Raw genomic sequence first — 15116 nt, 5'->3', positions numbered from 1 at the left:
CAAAAACGCCGGCAACTAGCCGGCGTTTTTAGTTACAGAGCAAGGTTCATGGTTACAGCAGGGCAGGGATGCCCGGCAGCATACCCACAGCAGCCATTGCGACGCCGGAGATGATGAATGCACTCAGCGGAATGATGATGCGGTCTGCGAAAGACAGCGTCTTAGCGCGTTCTTTGTCACCGATCAGGCCGTTGTTATCCAGCAGCATGGTGATAGCCCAGCCGAACACCGGGTTAACAACTGCAGATGAGAAGATGGTGATACCGGCAGATTGAGAATCTTTGGTGTCTTTAACCATTTGCATACCGGCTTCCAGCAGTGGCAGGAATACACCCACCAGCAGTGCGATACTCATTACCGGACGCCATACGGTGATATCCATCGGATAGCCGGCAATCGCAATAATGATACACAGGGTACCCAGCAGAATACCGCCAGCCGGGATTGGGCGCTTAGCAATGGCCGCAGGGATCATGTAAGTACCCCAAGAGGACGTTACGTTACCGCCGCCGAACGTAGTACCAACGATCTGACGAATTGCACAGCCGGTCATGGTGTCATCAACATCCATCAGGGTGTTCTTGGCCTGGCGTGGGTAGTTCAGTTCCTGGAAGATGCGGTGGCCAAGGAAGTCTGGAGACCACATGGCGACAGCCAGCAACGCGAACGGCAGAGAAGCAATAAAGTGCTGCATGTTTGGCAGGCCCAGTTTCCAGCCGGTTTCGGTGGACAGCCACCAGTAAGCAGGGTTCAGGTTAGGCAGGCCGGGTGCTGTTTTAAATTCAAAGGGGGCACCCAATACCAGTGCAACGACTACCGCGAGTACGGAGCAGGCAGGAATTGCCAGCCAGCGCTTACCAACACGGGCAAGGTAGGAATACAGGATAATATTAACCAGCAATACGATGAAGCCAACGTGCGCAACGCCAACATCGGCAGACCAGCTGATCAGCGAGTTGATCTGAGAGATCGAACCGGACAGGCCAAGGTATACCAGCAGACCACCGGCAACACCGTCGCCCGTCAGGGTAACCAGGCGGGAGCCGCCTTTCGTGATACTAAGGATCAAACCAAAGATACCCAGCAGAATAGCCAGTGCCAGAGGGTGTGCACCGGAAGCCGCGATCATGCCGATCAGCGGGATCATTGGGCCATGGTTGCCGGCCAGGTTTGCACGCGGGTTCAGGAAACCGGAGGTAATGATGCAGAAGAAGAAGGCCGAAACCAGCATTTCAACGCGAACGTTTTCGATGATGAAGTTCGCATCTAAGCCGAAGCCATTTGCCCAGGAGGTCATTACCGCGGAGTACATAACGGTAATGCCGATGGTACCTGCGATTGCCGGTACTAAGTCTTCCAGTTCAAAGCGGAAGTCACGGCCAGGCAGGTTCAGGCGCCAGCGGCGTGGCTTCATAATAATCAGTTCGTGATCTAAGTAATCACTGCGTGTTTCAAATTCAGAGGCAGGGCGGTGAAGTTCCGCGTAGCTTTTTTCTTCTACGCTTACTTCTGCTTCGTTTGAATTTAGCATCAGTAGAGTTCCAGTTGGGATAAGAAAATTGTGTTGTTTTGGGTAATTACAGCTTTTTGTAAATATAACCAAAAAAATGGCCGACAAATGTAATTTTATTTCATTAGCACCACATTGATTCTGGTCAACGCTTGCCTGCTTTGAGGCGCTACACGATTCGGCAATGTGTCATTTTGCAGACTCGGTTGCCCACAAGTGAGACAGGGCTCTGCACAGACCGATTAAGCCTGTCAGGCGGATTGTACAGTACTATAGAAAGCAGCAATAATTTATTGTATTCGCCCCGGGTCTTTCCGGTTTTGTTATTTAAGAGGTATAAGCAGTTGAAATCTAAAGGCATTTTGCATGAAAGAAACCTACATAAAGGGCGCTACGACCTGGCTCTGTTGTGCAAAAGTCATCCACCTCTGGCCGCTCACCTGACTAAAAACCCGCGTGATGAGTTAACCATCGATTTTGCCAACCCACTCTCGGTACTGGAGCTCAATCGAGCCTTGTTGAAGCATTACTATGGGGTGAGTAACTGGGATATTCCTCCGGGCTACCTTTGCCCGCCCATCCCGGGGCGGTCGGATTACGTTCATTATACGGCAGATCTGCTGTTGCAGAGCGCTAACCGGAAGAACTTTAAAGGGTTGAATATCCGGGCATTGGATGTCGGTACCGGGGCTAACCTTATATACCCCATTGTGGGCAGTCAGATGTATCACTGGCAATTCGTTGCCTCAGAGGTTGACCCGGTCTCAATTGAAAATGCCGCCGAAATTATCGCCGGCAACCGGAATTTGCAGTCATCAGTCTCTATAAGGCGGCAGTCCGACCCGAAACGTATCTTTGATGGCGTTATACAGAAAGAAGATTACTTTCAACTGACGATGTGCAATCCGCCGTTCTTTAAAAGCCAGGCAGAGGCGTCAAGCGCCAGAATGCGCAAGACCCGAAACCTCAGCCGTACCAAGCCCGGTGCGAACACGGCCGTGAAACCCTCCGCTAATTTTGGCGGCAGTGCCAGTGAACTGTTTTGTGACGGCGGTGAATTGGCGTTCATTAAACAGATGATCCGGGAAAGTGCCGGCTATGGCAGCCAGGTTGGCTGGTTTACCTCATTGATTTCCAATGGCGCGAATGTATCGCCACTGGTCAAGATTGTCCGTGCTGCCGGTACTCTGGACCATAAGGTAATCTCCATGACGCAGGGTAATAAAAGCAGCCGCATTCTGGCCTGGACCTTCAAAGAGCCCGCCCGCCTGAAAGAGCTTATTTTACTCTGAGTATGGCTTTCTATTGAACTTCTGTTGCGTTGGTCGCTCAAAGCACCGTTCAACTAAGGAGTTCAATTCATGCGTACTATCTCGCTTGCCTTTGCTGTGTTGTCGTTGTTTTTGGTTTCGTTTGTAAATGCCAGCGACAGGGTGGAATTGGCGATATCCGGCTATGACGTCGTTTCTTACTTTACGGAAAAAAAGCCCGTGCAGGGCGAAAGCCGCTTTCAGACAGAATGGAATGGCAGAGTCTGGCATTTCTCAAGTCAGCACAACCTGGCATTGTTCAAAGAAGAGCCCGAACGCTATGAGCCCAGATTTGACGGGCACTGCGCCAATGGTTTGAGTGACGGACACCTGGTGACCGCGAACCCTAAGATCTACCGAATTATCGATGGTCAGCTGTATTTGTTTTTTTCCTGGTGGGGTAAAGCGCAATGGGCTGTAGACCAGCAGGAGCAAATAGAGTTGGCTGAATATTGGTGGTCTGAATTTAACGAAGGTGCAACTACTCATTAGACTAAGGTCTAATGCATGCAAAAAATTTACAATAATCTGACACTTAAAAAAGATGAAATTTCCCCTGTTTTTGGGGTATTCGCAACATCAGTGTGCGCCCAAAATGCCCCAATACAGGGCGCGCACTGTTATAGGGCAAATTTAATGCGCTGGCTAATTTTAGCCATTTTCGACGTCTTCGATTTTGAAATAACCCGTGATAGTCTGACTTCGCTTTAATCAGAAAGGTTAACTACTAAATGCCTTCGCTTTTTAGCAAAAAATAAATCTAGGAGACTCAAATGATTAAGAAAGTTGTACTTTCGTCCCTAAGTGTTGCTGTAGCTTCAACACTTATGATGGGCACAGCGCACGCAGGCGCGACTCTTGATTCAATCAAAGAGAAAGGTTTTATTCAGTGTGGTGTGAGCCAGGGCTTGCCTGGTTTTTCTAATGCAGACGAGAAAGGTAACTGGACTGGTCTGGATGTAGATTTCTGTCGTACAACCGCCGCTGCCATCTTCGGCGATGCAGACGCAGTTAAATATACTCCTCTGTCTGCTAAAGAGCGATTCACTGCGCTGCAGTCTGGTGAAATCGACATGCTGTCACGTAACACTACCTGGACACAGTCTCGTGATACTTCAATGGGTATCAACTTCGCTGGCGTAACTTATTATGACGGCCAGGGCTTTATGGTTCGTAAAGATCTGGGTGTAACCTCAGCTCTGGAACTGGACGGTGCTTCTCTGTGTACTAACCAGGGTACGACTACTGAGCTGAACATGGCAGACTACTTCTCTCAACACGGCATGACGTTCGAGCCTGTTGTTTTCGAAAAGTCTGACGAAGTTGTTGCTGCTTACGACGCTGGCCGTTGTGACGTTTATTCTACCGATGCATCAGGTCTGGCTGCACAGCGTACTAAACTGGCTGAGCCGGAAGCACACATAGTGCTGCCTGAAATCATCTCTAAAGAGCCATTAGGCCCTGCTGTAGCACACGGCGATGACCAGTTCTTCGACATCGTTAAATGGTCTATCTTCGTGACTGTTGAAGCGGAAGAGATGGGTCTGAATTCTTCTAACATCAAAGCTGCTGCAGCGAACAAAGATGCTGCGCCTGCTGTAAAACGTTTCGTTGGTGCTGAAGGCTCTCTGGGTGAAAACCTGGGTCTGGAAGCAGACTGGGCTGTAAACGTTATTTCTCAGGTAGGTAACTACGGTGAAATCTGGGAGCGCAACGTAGCGCCTCTTGAATTGCCGCGTGGTTTGAACAACCTGTGGAGCAAAGGCGGTATCATGTACGCGCCACCACTGCGTTAATATAACCTGCGCTCAATTCTGGGAGGGCGTTCAGCCCTCCCGTAATTACTCTAAAAGAACCGTAGTAAATCGCTCGCTTCGAGCACATAAATAATATTGGAGACAGATTGGTGACTGATCAAACCAAATCGTCTACTCCGGCAAAACCCCCTTTCTGGCGCGACCCTGACAAACGGGCGCTGGTCTTTCAGGGTGTGTTTCTGTTGCTGGTAGTTGTGGTGCTTTTTACCCTTATTCGAAACACCATGCTTAACCTGGAAGCGCGTGGTATTTCCTCGGGCTTTGGCTTTTTGGAAACGAGTACGGGTTTTAAGATTGCAGAGACGCTCATACCGTACGATGAAAGCTCGTCATTCTTTACCGCCTTCCTGGTGGGTTTGCTGAACACCATTAAGGTGTCTGTAATTGGTGTATTTCTGGCGACAATCCTTGGCTTTATCATGGGGGTTGCCCGTCTTTCAAAAAACTGGCTGGTGGCACGCTTATCGGCTGTTTATGTTGATACATTGCGTAATATTCCGCTGCTTCTGCAACTCTTCTTCTGGTATTTCGCTGTATTGCGTCCGCTGAAGAACCCGAAGCAAGCTGATAATTTCTTTGACATTATCTTCCTTTCCAACCGTGGTCTTTATGGTCCTAAACCCATTTTTGAAGACGGCTCTGGCCTGATTCTGTTTGCATTGATTGCCGCCATTGTTGGCATCATTGTTTTGCGTATCTGGGCTAAGAAGCGAATGGAAAATACCGGTGAGCGTTTCCCTGTGTTTTACACATCGCTGGGGCTGATTATCGGGCTGCCACTGTTGGCGCTGATTGGCACTGGATTCCCGGTGAGCTGGGATATCCCTGAGCTTAAAGGCTTTAACTTCCGGGGCGGAATGGTGATGACGCCTGAGTTCTCGGCTCTGGTGTTTGCGCTTTCAATCTATACCTCTTCGTTTATCGCGGAAATTGTGCGTGCCGGTATTATGTCGGTCGATAAGGGCCAGACTGAAGCTGCCTACTCGCTGGGGCTGAAGCCTTCCTGGACAACCCGTTTGGTGATTATTCCTCAGGCGATGCGCGTCATTATTCCACCTCTAACGTCGCAGTATCTGAACCTGACTAAAAACTCCTCACTGGCAGCTGCGATCGCCTACCCGGATCTGGTTTCAATCTTTGCGGGTACCGCACTGAACCAGACAGGTCAGGCCGTGGAAATTATGGGGATGACGTTGGCTGTGTATCTGTTCCTCAGCCTGACAATTTCATCTCTGATGAACTGGTATAACGCCTCGAAAGCGTTAGTAGAGCGATAGGAGTAAATGAATATGACTACGCAAAAGTATCCAGTAGGTCAGCATCCCAACCTGCCGCCACCAAATAATACGGTCGGCGTGCTGTTCTGGCTGAAAGAAAACATGTTTAACGGAGTGCTCAACTCCATTCTGACGCTGTTTTCTTTCTATGTGATCATTACGTTGTTACCGCCGCTGCTGAAGTGGGCCATTATCTATGCCGACTGGACCGGAGACTCAAAAGACGCCTGTACCAAAGATGGTGCCTGCTGGGTGTTTATCCGGGTCTGGTTCGATCAGTTGCTGTATGGCCGCTATCCAAGCGATTCCATCTGGCGTATTAATCTTTCTTACGTCATTGCCATCGTGGCAGCGATACCGTTGTTCTTCAGCGCAGTGCCTAAAAAGATCAAGCTGGTCCTGGCGGCCTTTTTACTGGTGGTGTACCCGATTATTTGCTTCTACCTGTATTACGGTGGCGGCTTTGGTCTGGAAGTGGTTGAGACACCTCGCTGGGGTGGTCTGTTCCTGACGCTGGTGATCGCCGTTTCCGGTATTGTTTTATCGTTACCGTTGGGTATTTTACTGGCGTTAGGGCGTCGCTCGAATATGCCGGTGATTAAGTCATTCTGTGTGGTATTTATCGAGTTTTGGCGAGGCATTCCGCTGATTACCGTGTTGTTCATGGCATCTGTCATGTTTCCGCTGTTTGTGCCGGAAAGCCTCAGCCCCGATAAGCTGTTACGCGTATTAGTGGGCGTTATCCTGTTCTCTTCTGCCTATATGGCTGAAGTGGTGCGTGGTGGTCTGCAGGCCATCCCGAAAGGGCAGTATGAAGCCGCAGCCGCGCTGGGCTTAAACTACCCTAAGAGCATGATTCTTATTATTCTTCCGCAAGCACTGAAGATGGTAATCCCGGGTATCGTAAATACTTTTATCGGGCTGTTTAAAGATACAACCCTCGTATTAATTATTGGTTTGTTTGACCTGTTGGGTATGGCTCAGCTGGCGGCAACCAACCCTAATTGGCTTGGCTTCACTGTAGAAGGCTACGTTTTTGCTGCTGTTGGATTCTTCGTATTCTGTTTCAGCATGAGTAGTTACTCGCAGCACCTGGAACGCGTCCTGAACACCGGCCACAGAAATTAAGGAAACGAAATGACTGAATCAAATCAACGTGAATTATCGGATGAGATTGTCATTCGAATTAACCAAATGCATAAGTGGTACGGTGAGTTCCATGTGCTTAAAGACATTAACCTTGAAGTAACCAAAGGCGAGCGCATCGTTATCTGTGGTCCTTCCGGTTCTGGTAAATCAACGATGATTCGTTGTATTAACCGCCTGGAAGAGCATCAGCAAGGTCAGATCATTGTTAATGGCACTGAATTGACCAACGATGTTAAGAACATTGAAGAGGTTCGTCGTGAAGTAGGTATGTGCTTCCAGCACTTTAACCTGTTCCCGCATCTGACGATCTTGGAAAACCTGACGCTTGCGCCTATGTGGGTGCGTAAGGTTCCTAAGTCTGAAGCGGAAGCGACGGCTATGCATTACTTAGAGCGCGTTAAGATTCCGGATCAGGCTAACAAATATCCGGGGCAGCTTTCTGGTGGTCAGCAGCAGCGTGTAGCAATTGCACGTTCACTCTGTATGAAGCCGGAAATCATGCTGTTCGATGAACCGACTTCTGCACTGGACCCTGAAATGATTGCCGAAGTACTGGATGTAATGACTACTTTGGCAGAGGAAGGCATGACCATGCTGTGTGTAACGCACGAAATGGGCTTTGCTAAGAAGGTTGCTGACCGCGTTATCTTCATGGATGCCGGTCAGGTAATTGAGCAGAATACGCCGACTGAGTTCTTTGAGAACCCGCAGAACGAGCGTACTCAGCTGTTCCTGAGTCAGATTCTGGGCCACTAAGCGCCAGCCATACCAAAAGCCCGCGAACCGCAAGGTCGCGGGCTTTTTTCGTTCAGCGCACCAGCGCCAGTTCAACTTCTGTTTTTTTATCGCGGCCACACAGCTGTTCAACCAGGGTTAAAGCGAAATCCAGGGCGACGCCCGGACCCCGGCCGGTAATGACATTCTGATCGACCACCACAGCCTCGCCGGTGCTGGGTTCCTCGAGCTTGCACTCATCGAGCGATGTCGGATAACAGGTGTAACGATGCTTCGGCAGAATGCCTGCCTTGGCCAGTACCTTGGGTGCAGCACAGACGGCGGCTACGGTTTTACCGGCGTCATATTGGCTTTGCAGCATGCTTAACAGCGGTGCTGAGTTTGCCAGGTGATCTGCACCGGGCAGCCCGCCGGGCAGTACAATCAGGTCGTAGTGGTTGTTGACCAGGTCGTTGATATCGGCATCCGGCTTTAAAACCGCGCCGCGGCTGGCGGTGACCAGGTCGCCATTTAAACCGGCGGTGGTCACGCGGATACCAGCGCGAGCCAGGATGTCTGTAATGGTGATTGCTTCAAGCTCTTCACATCCCTGAGCCAGTGGTACTAATGCAGTTTTCATAGGAAAGCTCCTTGTATAGATAAGGGCAGGACCGGCAATTGCCTCAGTGATCAGTTTAATTGCTAACGGCTCTGCTGTATTCTTAGCGCCTATTTTTCTTCGGATATTCTATCCGGTCTGTTTAACCTTAACATATGAGTTGCGAACCAATGGAAGCAAGTTACTCCCCGGCCGCTATCGAGCGCAAAGTTCAACAAATTTGGGAAGAAAAGCAGGTCTTTAAGGCCGTTGTCGACACTAACAAAGAGAAGTTCTATTGCCTGTCGATGCTGCCGTACCCAAGTGGCGCGCTACACATGGGGCATGTTCGTAACTACACCATTGGTGACGTGATCAGCCGTTATCAGCGTATGCAGGGCAAAAACGTCATTCAGCCGATGGGTTGGGATGCGTTTGGTATGCCGGCAGAAAACGCGGCCATCAAAAACGGTGTTGCACCGGCTAAATGGACGTTTGAAAACATTGATTACATGCGTACCCAGCTGAAGAGCCTGGGTTTCGCCTATGACTGGGACCGTGAAGTTACCACCTGTAAGCCGGATTACTACAAGTGGGAGCAGTGGTTCTTTACCCGTTTGATCGAAAAAGATCTGGCCTACAAAAAGTCGTCCTTCGTGAACTGGTGTCCGAATGACATGACCGTACTCGCCAATGAGCAGGTGCACGATGGCTGCTGCTGGCGCTGTGATACCCCGGTTGAACGCAAAGAGATGGAGCAGTGGTTTATCCGCACCACGGCTTATGCCGAAGAATTGCTGAATGAGCTGGACAACCTGCCCGGCTGGCCGGATGAAGTAAAGGCTATGCAGCGTAACTGGATTGGTAAATCCCGTGGGGTCACGCTGAAATTTGCGGTCGAGGGTAAAGACGAAGCGGTTGAGGTTTATACCACCCGTCCGGATACGCTGTTCGGTGTTACTTATCTGGCCGTTGCCGCTGGGCATCCGCTGGCTGCAGAAGCCGCGGCAGGTAACGCCGAGCTGCAGGCCTTTATTAAAGAATGTAACCAGTCAACCACCTCCGAAGCCGATATGGCAACGATGGAGAAGAAAGGCTGTGCCACCGGTATTTACGCCGTTCACCCGCTCACCGGTAAACGCGTGCCTGTATGGGCCGCAAACTTCGTATTGATGGACTACGGCACTGGCGCAGTCATGTCGGTACCGGGTCATGATCAGCGCGACTGGGAATTTGCCACCAAGTATGGCCTGGATATCGAGCAGGTTATCGAGCCGGAAGCGGGCAGCGATCTGGTGTGTGATTTATCACAGGCGGCCTTCACAGAAAAAGGCTTACTGGTCAATTCCGGCGAGTTCACCGGTATGAACTTCGATGCCGCCTTCGAGGCGATTGCCGCCAAGCTGGCGGAACAGGGTAACGGTGAAATTACCGTGAACTATCGCCTTCGAGACTGGGGTGTGAGCCGTCAGCGTTATTGGGGCACGCCTGTACCTGTGGTCTATGTCGATGGTGAAGCCAAGCCTGCGGAAACCTTCCCGGTTGAATTGCCGTATGAAGTCACCTTTGATGGCATCAACTCGCCATTGAAAAATAACCCCGAATTTGAAGCGACTACCTGGCAGGGTCAGCCTGCAACCCGTGAAACCGATACCTTCGATACCTTCATGGAATCGAGCTGGTACTTCGCCCGTTACTGTACACCTGATTATGACGAAGGCATGCTTGAGCCTGAAGAGGCGAACTACTGGTTGCCGGTCGATCAGTACATTGGCGGTATTGAGCACGCCACCATGCACCTGATGTATGCGCGTTTGTTCCAGAAACTGCTGCGTGATGAAGGTATTGTGAAAGCCAGTGAGCCGTTCACCAACCTGTTGTGTCAGGGCATGGTGCTGGCAGAAACCTGGTACAAGATGAACGGCACCGAGCGTGTTTGGGTGTCTCCGGAAGATGTTGAACCACAGAAAGATGAGCAGGGCCGTATCGTTAGTGGCATTCAGGCTTCAACCAATGAGCCGGTTCAGTACGCTGGTATGGCGAAGATGTCCAAATCGAAGATGAACGGCCGCGATCCGCAGTCGGCCATTGAAGAATACGGTGCCGATACTCTGCGCCTGTTTTCTATGTTTGCCGCCCCTCCGGAGCAAACCCTGGAATGGACCGAATCTGGCGTGCAGGGCGCGAAGAAATTCCTTGAGCGCTTATGGCGTGCTGCCCATCAAATTAAAGCCTGTGGCGACTTTGCCGCGCTGAACCCGGCTGAACTGAACGATGTTGAAAAAGGGCTGCGCCGTAAAACACACGAAACCATCGAGGGTGTTTCCAACGACTTTGGTGAGCGCAAAACCTTTAACACCGCGATCGCCAAGATCATGGAACTGCTGAATGCTGTCACCAAGTTTGAGTCGAACGCCAAGCAATCCTGCGCAGTGGTGCACGAAGCCATTAAAACGGCGGTATTGCTGCTGTCGCCTATTGCGCCGCACATTACCCAGGCTCTATGGCAGGAGTTGGGTCACGATGATCTGATTATTGATCAGAGCTGGCCTGTGGCAGATAAAGACGCACTGGTAAAAGATACGCTGCTGTATGTGGTTCAGGTTAACGGTAAAGTCCGTGCGAAACTGGATGTACCGGCCTCAGCTACTAAGGACGAGGTGCAGGCAATGGCGCTGGCCGATGAGCGGGTAACCAAGTTCACTGATGGAAACACCATTCGTAAGGTGATTGTGGTGCCGAACAAGCTGGTGAACATTGTTGCTAACTAAGCTATGAAACTGAACGCTCAGCAATTTCATCAGAACCTGCAAAGCAGCTCGTTGCCGCCCACTATCTGGATCAGCGGAGATGAGCCTTTGCAGCTGCTGGAAGCCAGCGATGCCGTGCGTTCAGTTGCTCAAAAGGCCGGCATTACAGACAGAACCGTTATTGAGGTTGATGCCAAATTCGACGGTGCCGAACTGATTGCAGCCAATCAGTCGATGTCACTTTTCGGTGACCGGCAGCTGATTGAGTTGCGCATGGCCGCCAAGTTGAATGACAAAGGCCGCAAGGCGCTGATTGAATACAGCGAAACCGCCAATCCGGATAACCTGTTGCTCATCGTCTCGCCTAAGTTGGAAGCCTCGCAGACCAAGGCCAAGTGGTTTAGTCAGGTCGAATCTAGCGGCTGGTGGCTGCCGATATGGCCGATTGAGCGTCATCAGTTTTCCGGCTGGCTAAATGCCCGCCTGAAGCAAGCCGGTTTGTCGGCCGACCCGGACGCGCTGGCGCTGCTGGTCGAGCGTCTCGATGGCAATCTGCTGGCTGCCAAGCAGGAAATAGAAAAGCTGGCGTTGCTGAGTAATGGTGATTTAACGGCAGAAACGGTTTTGGCCAGTGTTTCCGATAGCTCGCGCTATACGGTGTTTGATCTTTCCGCAGCCTTTTTGGCCGGTGATCTGGCCAGGGCGCTGAAGATCACCCATGTGTTGCAGGGTGAAGGTATTGAGGCTGCGGTGGTGTTGTGGCTGATTACCCGTGAGCTCCGGTTGCTGATCGAGCTGGCTGAAGCCCAACAGGCGGGCCAGCCGATGGCTGCGGCATTTAAGCGCCTGCGGATCTTCGATAAGCGTCAGCGCGACTATTCCTCAGCACTGCAACGGTGCTCCGCGAAACACTACCAGCGTTGCCTAATAGCCTGTGCCGGCATTGATGCGGCCGTGAAAGGTCAGGTTAAGGACGATGTCTGGAGCTTGATCAGTGAGATGCTGGTCGCCATTTGCATGCCAAAGCTGCCAGCCTATAACTTCCAATCCTAACTCCTAATATTCGAATCGCAACCAGCGATGCGCGGTTTTAATGACAGAGCTGCGCAGCCGTTTCATGACCTCGCCGGATGATCGCCAGCTGTGCCAGTAGAGGGGCACATCCAGATAGTGGTCCGGCGCTATATCGATCAGTCTGTCGTACAGGATGGACTGGTTGACTTGTATCTCCGGCATCAACCCAAAGCCGCAACCGGTCGCCGCCAGCTGGATAAAGCCTTCGGTAGACGGGCACTTGATCGGGTTTTGTGGTGCCGGCTGATTCAGCAGGGCAAGAAAGCGATGTTGTAACTGATCATCCTCGTTGAAGATAAGCGCCGGTGCCTTGTGCAGGTTGTCAAAGTCATTGATCAGGTTGAAGCGCGTCAGAAAATCCTGGTTGGCGTAAGCCCGGTAGCGCATCATGCCCAGGCGGTCGACCCGTGCGCCGTTAATCGGGGTGCCATCGGCACACAGGGTTGCCAGTACTTCGCCGCCGCGCATCAGTTCAATGCCTTTATCCTGATCGGTCAGGATCAGGTCGACATCCACTTCATCGGTGATTCTGCCCAATGCTTCACCAAACCAGGTTGCAATGGCATCGGCAGAGAGCGCAATGCGCGCGTGGACCCTGCCCGTGGCTTGGTTGTGTAAACCCAGGTCGGCTTCGAGGTGCTGCACCGTTTGCAGGTGGGTGATGAGCTTTAAGCCAAGCGGCGTAGCTACCGGAGGCGTTTGCCGCAGAATGACCGGCTGACCCAGCTGGGCTTCCAGCTGTTTAATTCGCTGGCTAACGGCAGATTGGCTGACGTGAAGTATATTTGCAGCCTTTTCGAAACCCCGCTGGGATACCACAGCCGCCAATGCCTCCAGAGCACGATAATCTAGCATAAGTTAGGCTTATATAAGATAAGGAATATTAATTAGATTAATCAACAACGTGGTTTTAATCTATAGCAAATTCTTCAGGGGCAGGGCCAATGCAAACATTTCTGACAGGCTTCTTTTTATCGATCGGCTTAATTGTTGCCATTGGTGCGCAGAACGCCTGGGTATTGGGTATGAGTATTCGACGTTGCTATCCCTGGACGATTGCTTTCGTTTGTATGTTCATCGACGCCACGTTGATGGCGGTGGGCGTTGTATCTTTCAATGAAATTCAGCGCTGGTTGCCTGCCGTTATTCCCTGGTTTACCTGGTTGGGCGTATTGATGCTGGCCTGGCTTTCAGTTCAGGCAGGTTTGCGTGCAGTCAAGGGTACGTCAGGGCTTGTGGCAAACGGCAGTAGTAGTAAGCAAATGACGGCTCTTCAGGCGGTTTTGGCGGTCATGGCTTTGTCGTTGCTGAACCCCCACGTTTATCTGGATACCGTTATTCTGGTCGGAAGTATTGCCACATCGAGTGCGCAACCCTGGGTGTTCTGGAGTGGTGCAGCACTGGCCTCGGCAGTGTGGTTTTCTACACTGGCGGCCATTGGTCAGCCGTTAAGTCACTGGTTGAAATCACCCGTGCGTTGGCGAATGTTTGATGCTGCTTTGTGTGTTGTGATGTCGTGGATGGCGTTCGGTTTATGGCAAACCGTTTAGAGCATTGAAAAGCACCGCCGGGTGGCGGTGCCTCGTCTTTGAGATTAAACAGTCGCCTGTTCAATGGCTTTGGTTGAGTTAATCTCAATTTTCTTTGGTTTCATGGCTTCAGGTACTTCTTTGAGCAGGTCAATCTGCAGCAGGCCATGCTCTAAACGCGCACCCAATACCTTGACGTAATCCGCCAGCTGGAACTTGCGTTCAAAAGAACGGTAGGCAATGCCCTGATACAGGAACTTTTGTTTTTCCGGCTGTTTCTCTTTTTTGCCGCGAACCTGCAGCACGCCATTCTCTGAATGAATCTCTATTTCATTTTCTAGGAAACCGGCCACGGCGATGGTGATGGTGTACTGATTTTCGCCAGTGATTTCAATGTCGTACGGAGGGTAGTTGTTGTTGCCAGTTTGCGCCTGATTGGCAGCATCCAGAATTTGAGCGATTCGGTCAAAACCAACGGTAGTGCGGTATAGGGGTGAAAAATCGAATGAAGTACGCATAGCCTATTCTCCAATTGAGCAAAAGGTTTAAAACGTGCCGTTAACTCTGTTACCCGGCAGTTTTGGTTAAGTTGTTTACGGCCTGCTTGGCAGCGCCGTAACCCTTTAATAGGGATGGATAATTTAACCTTCAAGGCTATTGAGGAATTTTTTTTCAATCAGCTGTTGGTAGCCCTGGCAGATTAGGTCCGTTTCCGGGGTTGGTTTTTGCGCAGACTGATAGAACTTCAGTTGTTTTTTCAGGTGTTTCAGCTGTTCTGCATTGCCGGGCTGCCAGCATGCGCCAAACAGGTCTTCTGCCGTGCCGATCATGGGTCTGTTGCTGGCTTTTTGCTGCAGCTGAATGCAGATGATTTCATAGCTTCGGCGGTTTTCGCTGATGCAGGCTTCATCCGCCAGATAAACGCCAGCCTGGCACAGAAACTGGCGAACAAAGTAGGTTTTTGTTGCCGGAGAAATGATGAAATAGGCTTGTTCGGCGGCCGGCTGACTGAACAGCTGCTTCAGTATTTCAATGCACTGCTCGGCCCCTACACCGGCCAGGATGATCGTTGGCCGTTGCTCACCGTTCAGTTTCAGGTTTTGGGCGGGTGCCACTTCCAGCCGGTAGTTTTTTGCACCTAAGGCGATGAGCTTCTTCGAAAGCCTGGCCATGATGTCCTGGTGGATGTCGTTAAAAACCACCTCGCAGTTGGGTCTGCTTTCTATGACGGCCCGACCTACAGCGCCGTGGTCACAGCACAGATCCCATACCTGTTTGGTGCCGTCGGGAATGGCATTCAGTAAGGCTCTCAGTCGTTTACCCAATCGGGTTTTAAGCTGTGTATTAGTCATATCTTTATCGTTTCTTGGCTATGCCGGTGGGGTGAA

Annotated in this window: 14 protein-coding genes; 9 read left to right on the top strand and 5 right to left on the bottom strand. The window is 51.0% G+C overall.

Features of this window, described 5'->3' with window-relative positions; genetic code table 11:
- Window positions 1-52: 52 nt before the first annotated feature.
- Window positions 53-1531 (bottom strand): DUF3360 family protein, encoded by a 1479-nt coding sequence (locus BCF53_RS02795; protein ID WP_132699682.1) that lies wholly within the window; start codon window positions 1529-1531, stop codon window positions 53-55.
- Between the two features lie 323 nt (window positions 1532-1854).
- On the opposite strand from BCF53_RS02795, the gene rlmF reads away from it, so the two are divergent.
- From rlmF to BCF53_RS02765, 6 genes are all read left to right on the top strand, one after another.
- Window positions 1855-2802 (top strand): 23S rRNA (adenine(1618)-N(6))-methyltransferase RlmF, encoded by a 948-nt coding sequence (gene rlmF, locus BCF53_RS02790; protein ID WP_207902631.1) that lies wholly within the window; start codon window positions 1855-1857, stop codon window positions 2800-2802.
- Window positions 2803-2871: 69 nt separating this feature from the next.
- Window positions 2872-3312: a YHS domain-containing (seleno)protein gene (locus tag BCF53_RS02785; RefSeq protein ID WP_132699679.1), complete on the top strand. Its 441-nt coding sequence runs from the start codon at window positions 2872-2874 to the stop codon at window positions 3310-3312.
- A 281-nt stretch (window positions 3313-3593) separates the two neighbouring features.
- Complete coding sequence (locus BCF53_RS02780) at window positions 3594-4616, top strand: amino acid ABC transporter substrate-binding protein (RefSeq protein ID WP_132699677.1); 1023 nt, start codon at window positions 3594-3596, stop codon at window positions 4614-4616.
- Between the two features lie 110 nt (window positions 4617-4726).
- The gene (locus BCF53_RS02775) at window positions 4727-5914 is read left to right on the top strand and encodes an amino acid ABC transporter permease (protein ID WP_132699675.1); all 1188 of its coding nucleotides are present in this window, start codon (window positions 4727-4729) and stop codon (window positions 5912-5914) included.
- 12 nt (window positions 5915-5926) lie between these two features.
- Window positions 5927-7042 (top strand): amino acid ABC transporter permease, encoded by a 1116-nt coding sequence (locus BCF53_RS02770; RefSeq protein WP_132699673.1) that lies wholly within the window; start codon window positions 5927-5929, stop codon window positions 7040-7042.
- Between the two features lie 9 nt (window positions 7043-7051).
- Window positions 7052-7819, top strand: coding sequence for an amino acid ABC transporter ATP-binding protein (locus BCF53_RS02765; RefSeq protein WP_132699671.1), 768 nt, complete (start codon window positions 7052-7054; stop codon window positions 7817-7819).
- Window positions 7820-7871: 52 nt separating this feature from the next.
- Here the strand turns inward: BCF53_RS02765 and BCF53_RS02760 are convergent, their stop codons facing one another.
- Window positions 7872-8417 carry a DJ-1 family glyoxalase III gene (locus BCF53_RS02760; RefSeq protein WP_132699669.1) on the bottom strand — a complete coding sequence of 182 codons (546 nt, stop codon included), beginning with the start codon at window positions 8415-8417 and terminating at the stop codon, window positions 7872-7874.
- Window positions 8418-8566: 149 nt separating this feature from the next.
- Between BCF53_RS02760 and leuS the strand changes: the two genes are divergently transcribed.
- Together leuS and holA are read left to right on the top strand one after the other, a co-directional pair.
- The gene (leuS, locus tag BCF53_RS02755; protein ID WP_132699667.1) at window positions 8567-11146 is read left to right on the top strand and encodes a leucine--tRNA ligase; all 2580 of its coding nucleotides are present in this window, start codon (window positions 8567-8569) and stop codon (window positions 11144-11146) included.
- 3 nt (window positions 11147-11149) lie between these two features.
- The gene (gene holA / locus BCF53_RS02750) at window positions 11150-12178 is read left to right on the top strand and encodes a DNA polymerase III subunit delta (protein WP_132699665.1); all 1029 of its coding nucleotides are present in this window, start codon (window positions 11150-11152) and stop codon (window positions 12176-12178) included.
- 3 nt (window positions 12179-12181) lie between these two features.
- Here holA and BCF53_RS02745 read toward each other — a convergent pair whose 3' ends face one another.
- On the bottom strand, window positions 12182-13054 hold the full coding sequence (locus BCF53_RS02745) for an ArgP/LysG family DNA-binding transcriptional regulator (RefSeq protein ID WP_132699663.1): 873 nt from the start codon (window positions 13052-13054) through the stop codon (window positions 12182-12184).
- Between the two features lie 89 nt (window positions 13055-13143).
- Between BCF53_RS02745 and BCF53_RS02740 the strand changes: the two genes are divergently transcribed.
- Window positions 13144-13749, top strand: coding sequence for a LysE/ArgO family amino acid transporter (locus BCF53_RS02740; protein ID WP_132699661.1), 606 nt, complete (start codon window positions 13144-13146; stop codon window positions 13747-13749).
- A gap of 44 nt (window positions 13750-13793) precedes the next feature.
- Here BCF53_RS02740 and BCF53_RS02735 read toward each other — a convergent pair whose 3' ends face one another.
- Both BCF53_RS02735 and BCF53_RS02730 read right to left on the bottom strand, forming a co-directional pair.
- The gene (locus tag BCF53_RS02735; RefSeq protein ID WP_132699659.1) at window positions 13794-14246 is read right to left on the bottom strand and encodes an Hsp20 family protein; all 453 of its coding nucleotides are present in this window, start codon (window positions 14244-14246) and stop codon (window positions 13794-13796) included.
- Between the two features lie 123 nt (window positions 14247-14369).
- Window positions 14370-15080, bottom strand: coding sequence for a tRNA (adenine(22)-N(1))-methyltransferase TrmK (locus BCF53_RS02730; protein WP_132699657.1), 711 nt, complete (start codon window positions 15078-15080; stop codon window positions 14370-14372).
- Window positions 15081-15116 lie beyond the last annotated feature (36 nt).

It is taken from the genome of Reinekea marinisedimentorum (genome assembly GCF_004341165.1).
In the GTDB taxonomy this organism is placed as follows: Bacteria; Pseudomonadota; Gammaproteobacteria; order Pseudomonadales; family Natronospirillaceae; genus Reinekea; species Reinekea marinisedimentorum.
This window is presented reverse-complemented; position numbering and strand designations above follow the sequence as displayed.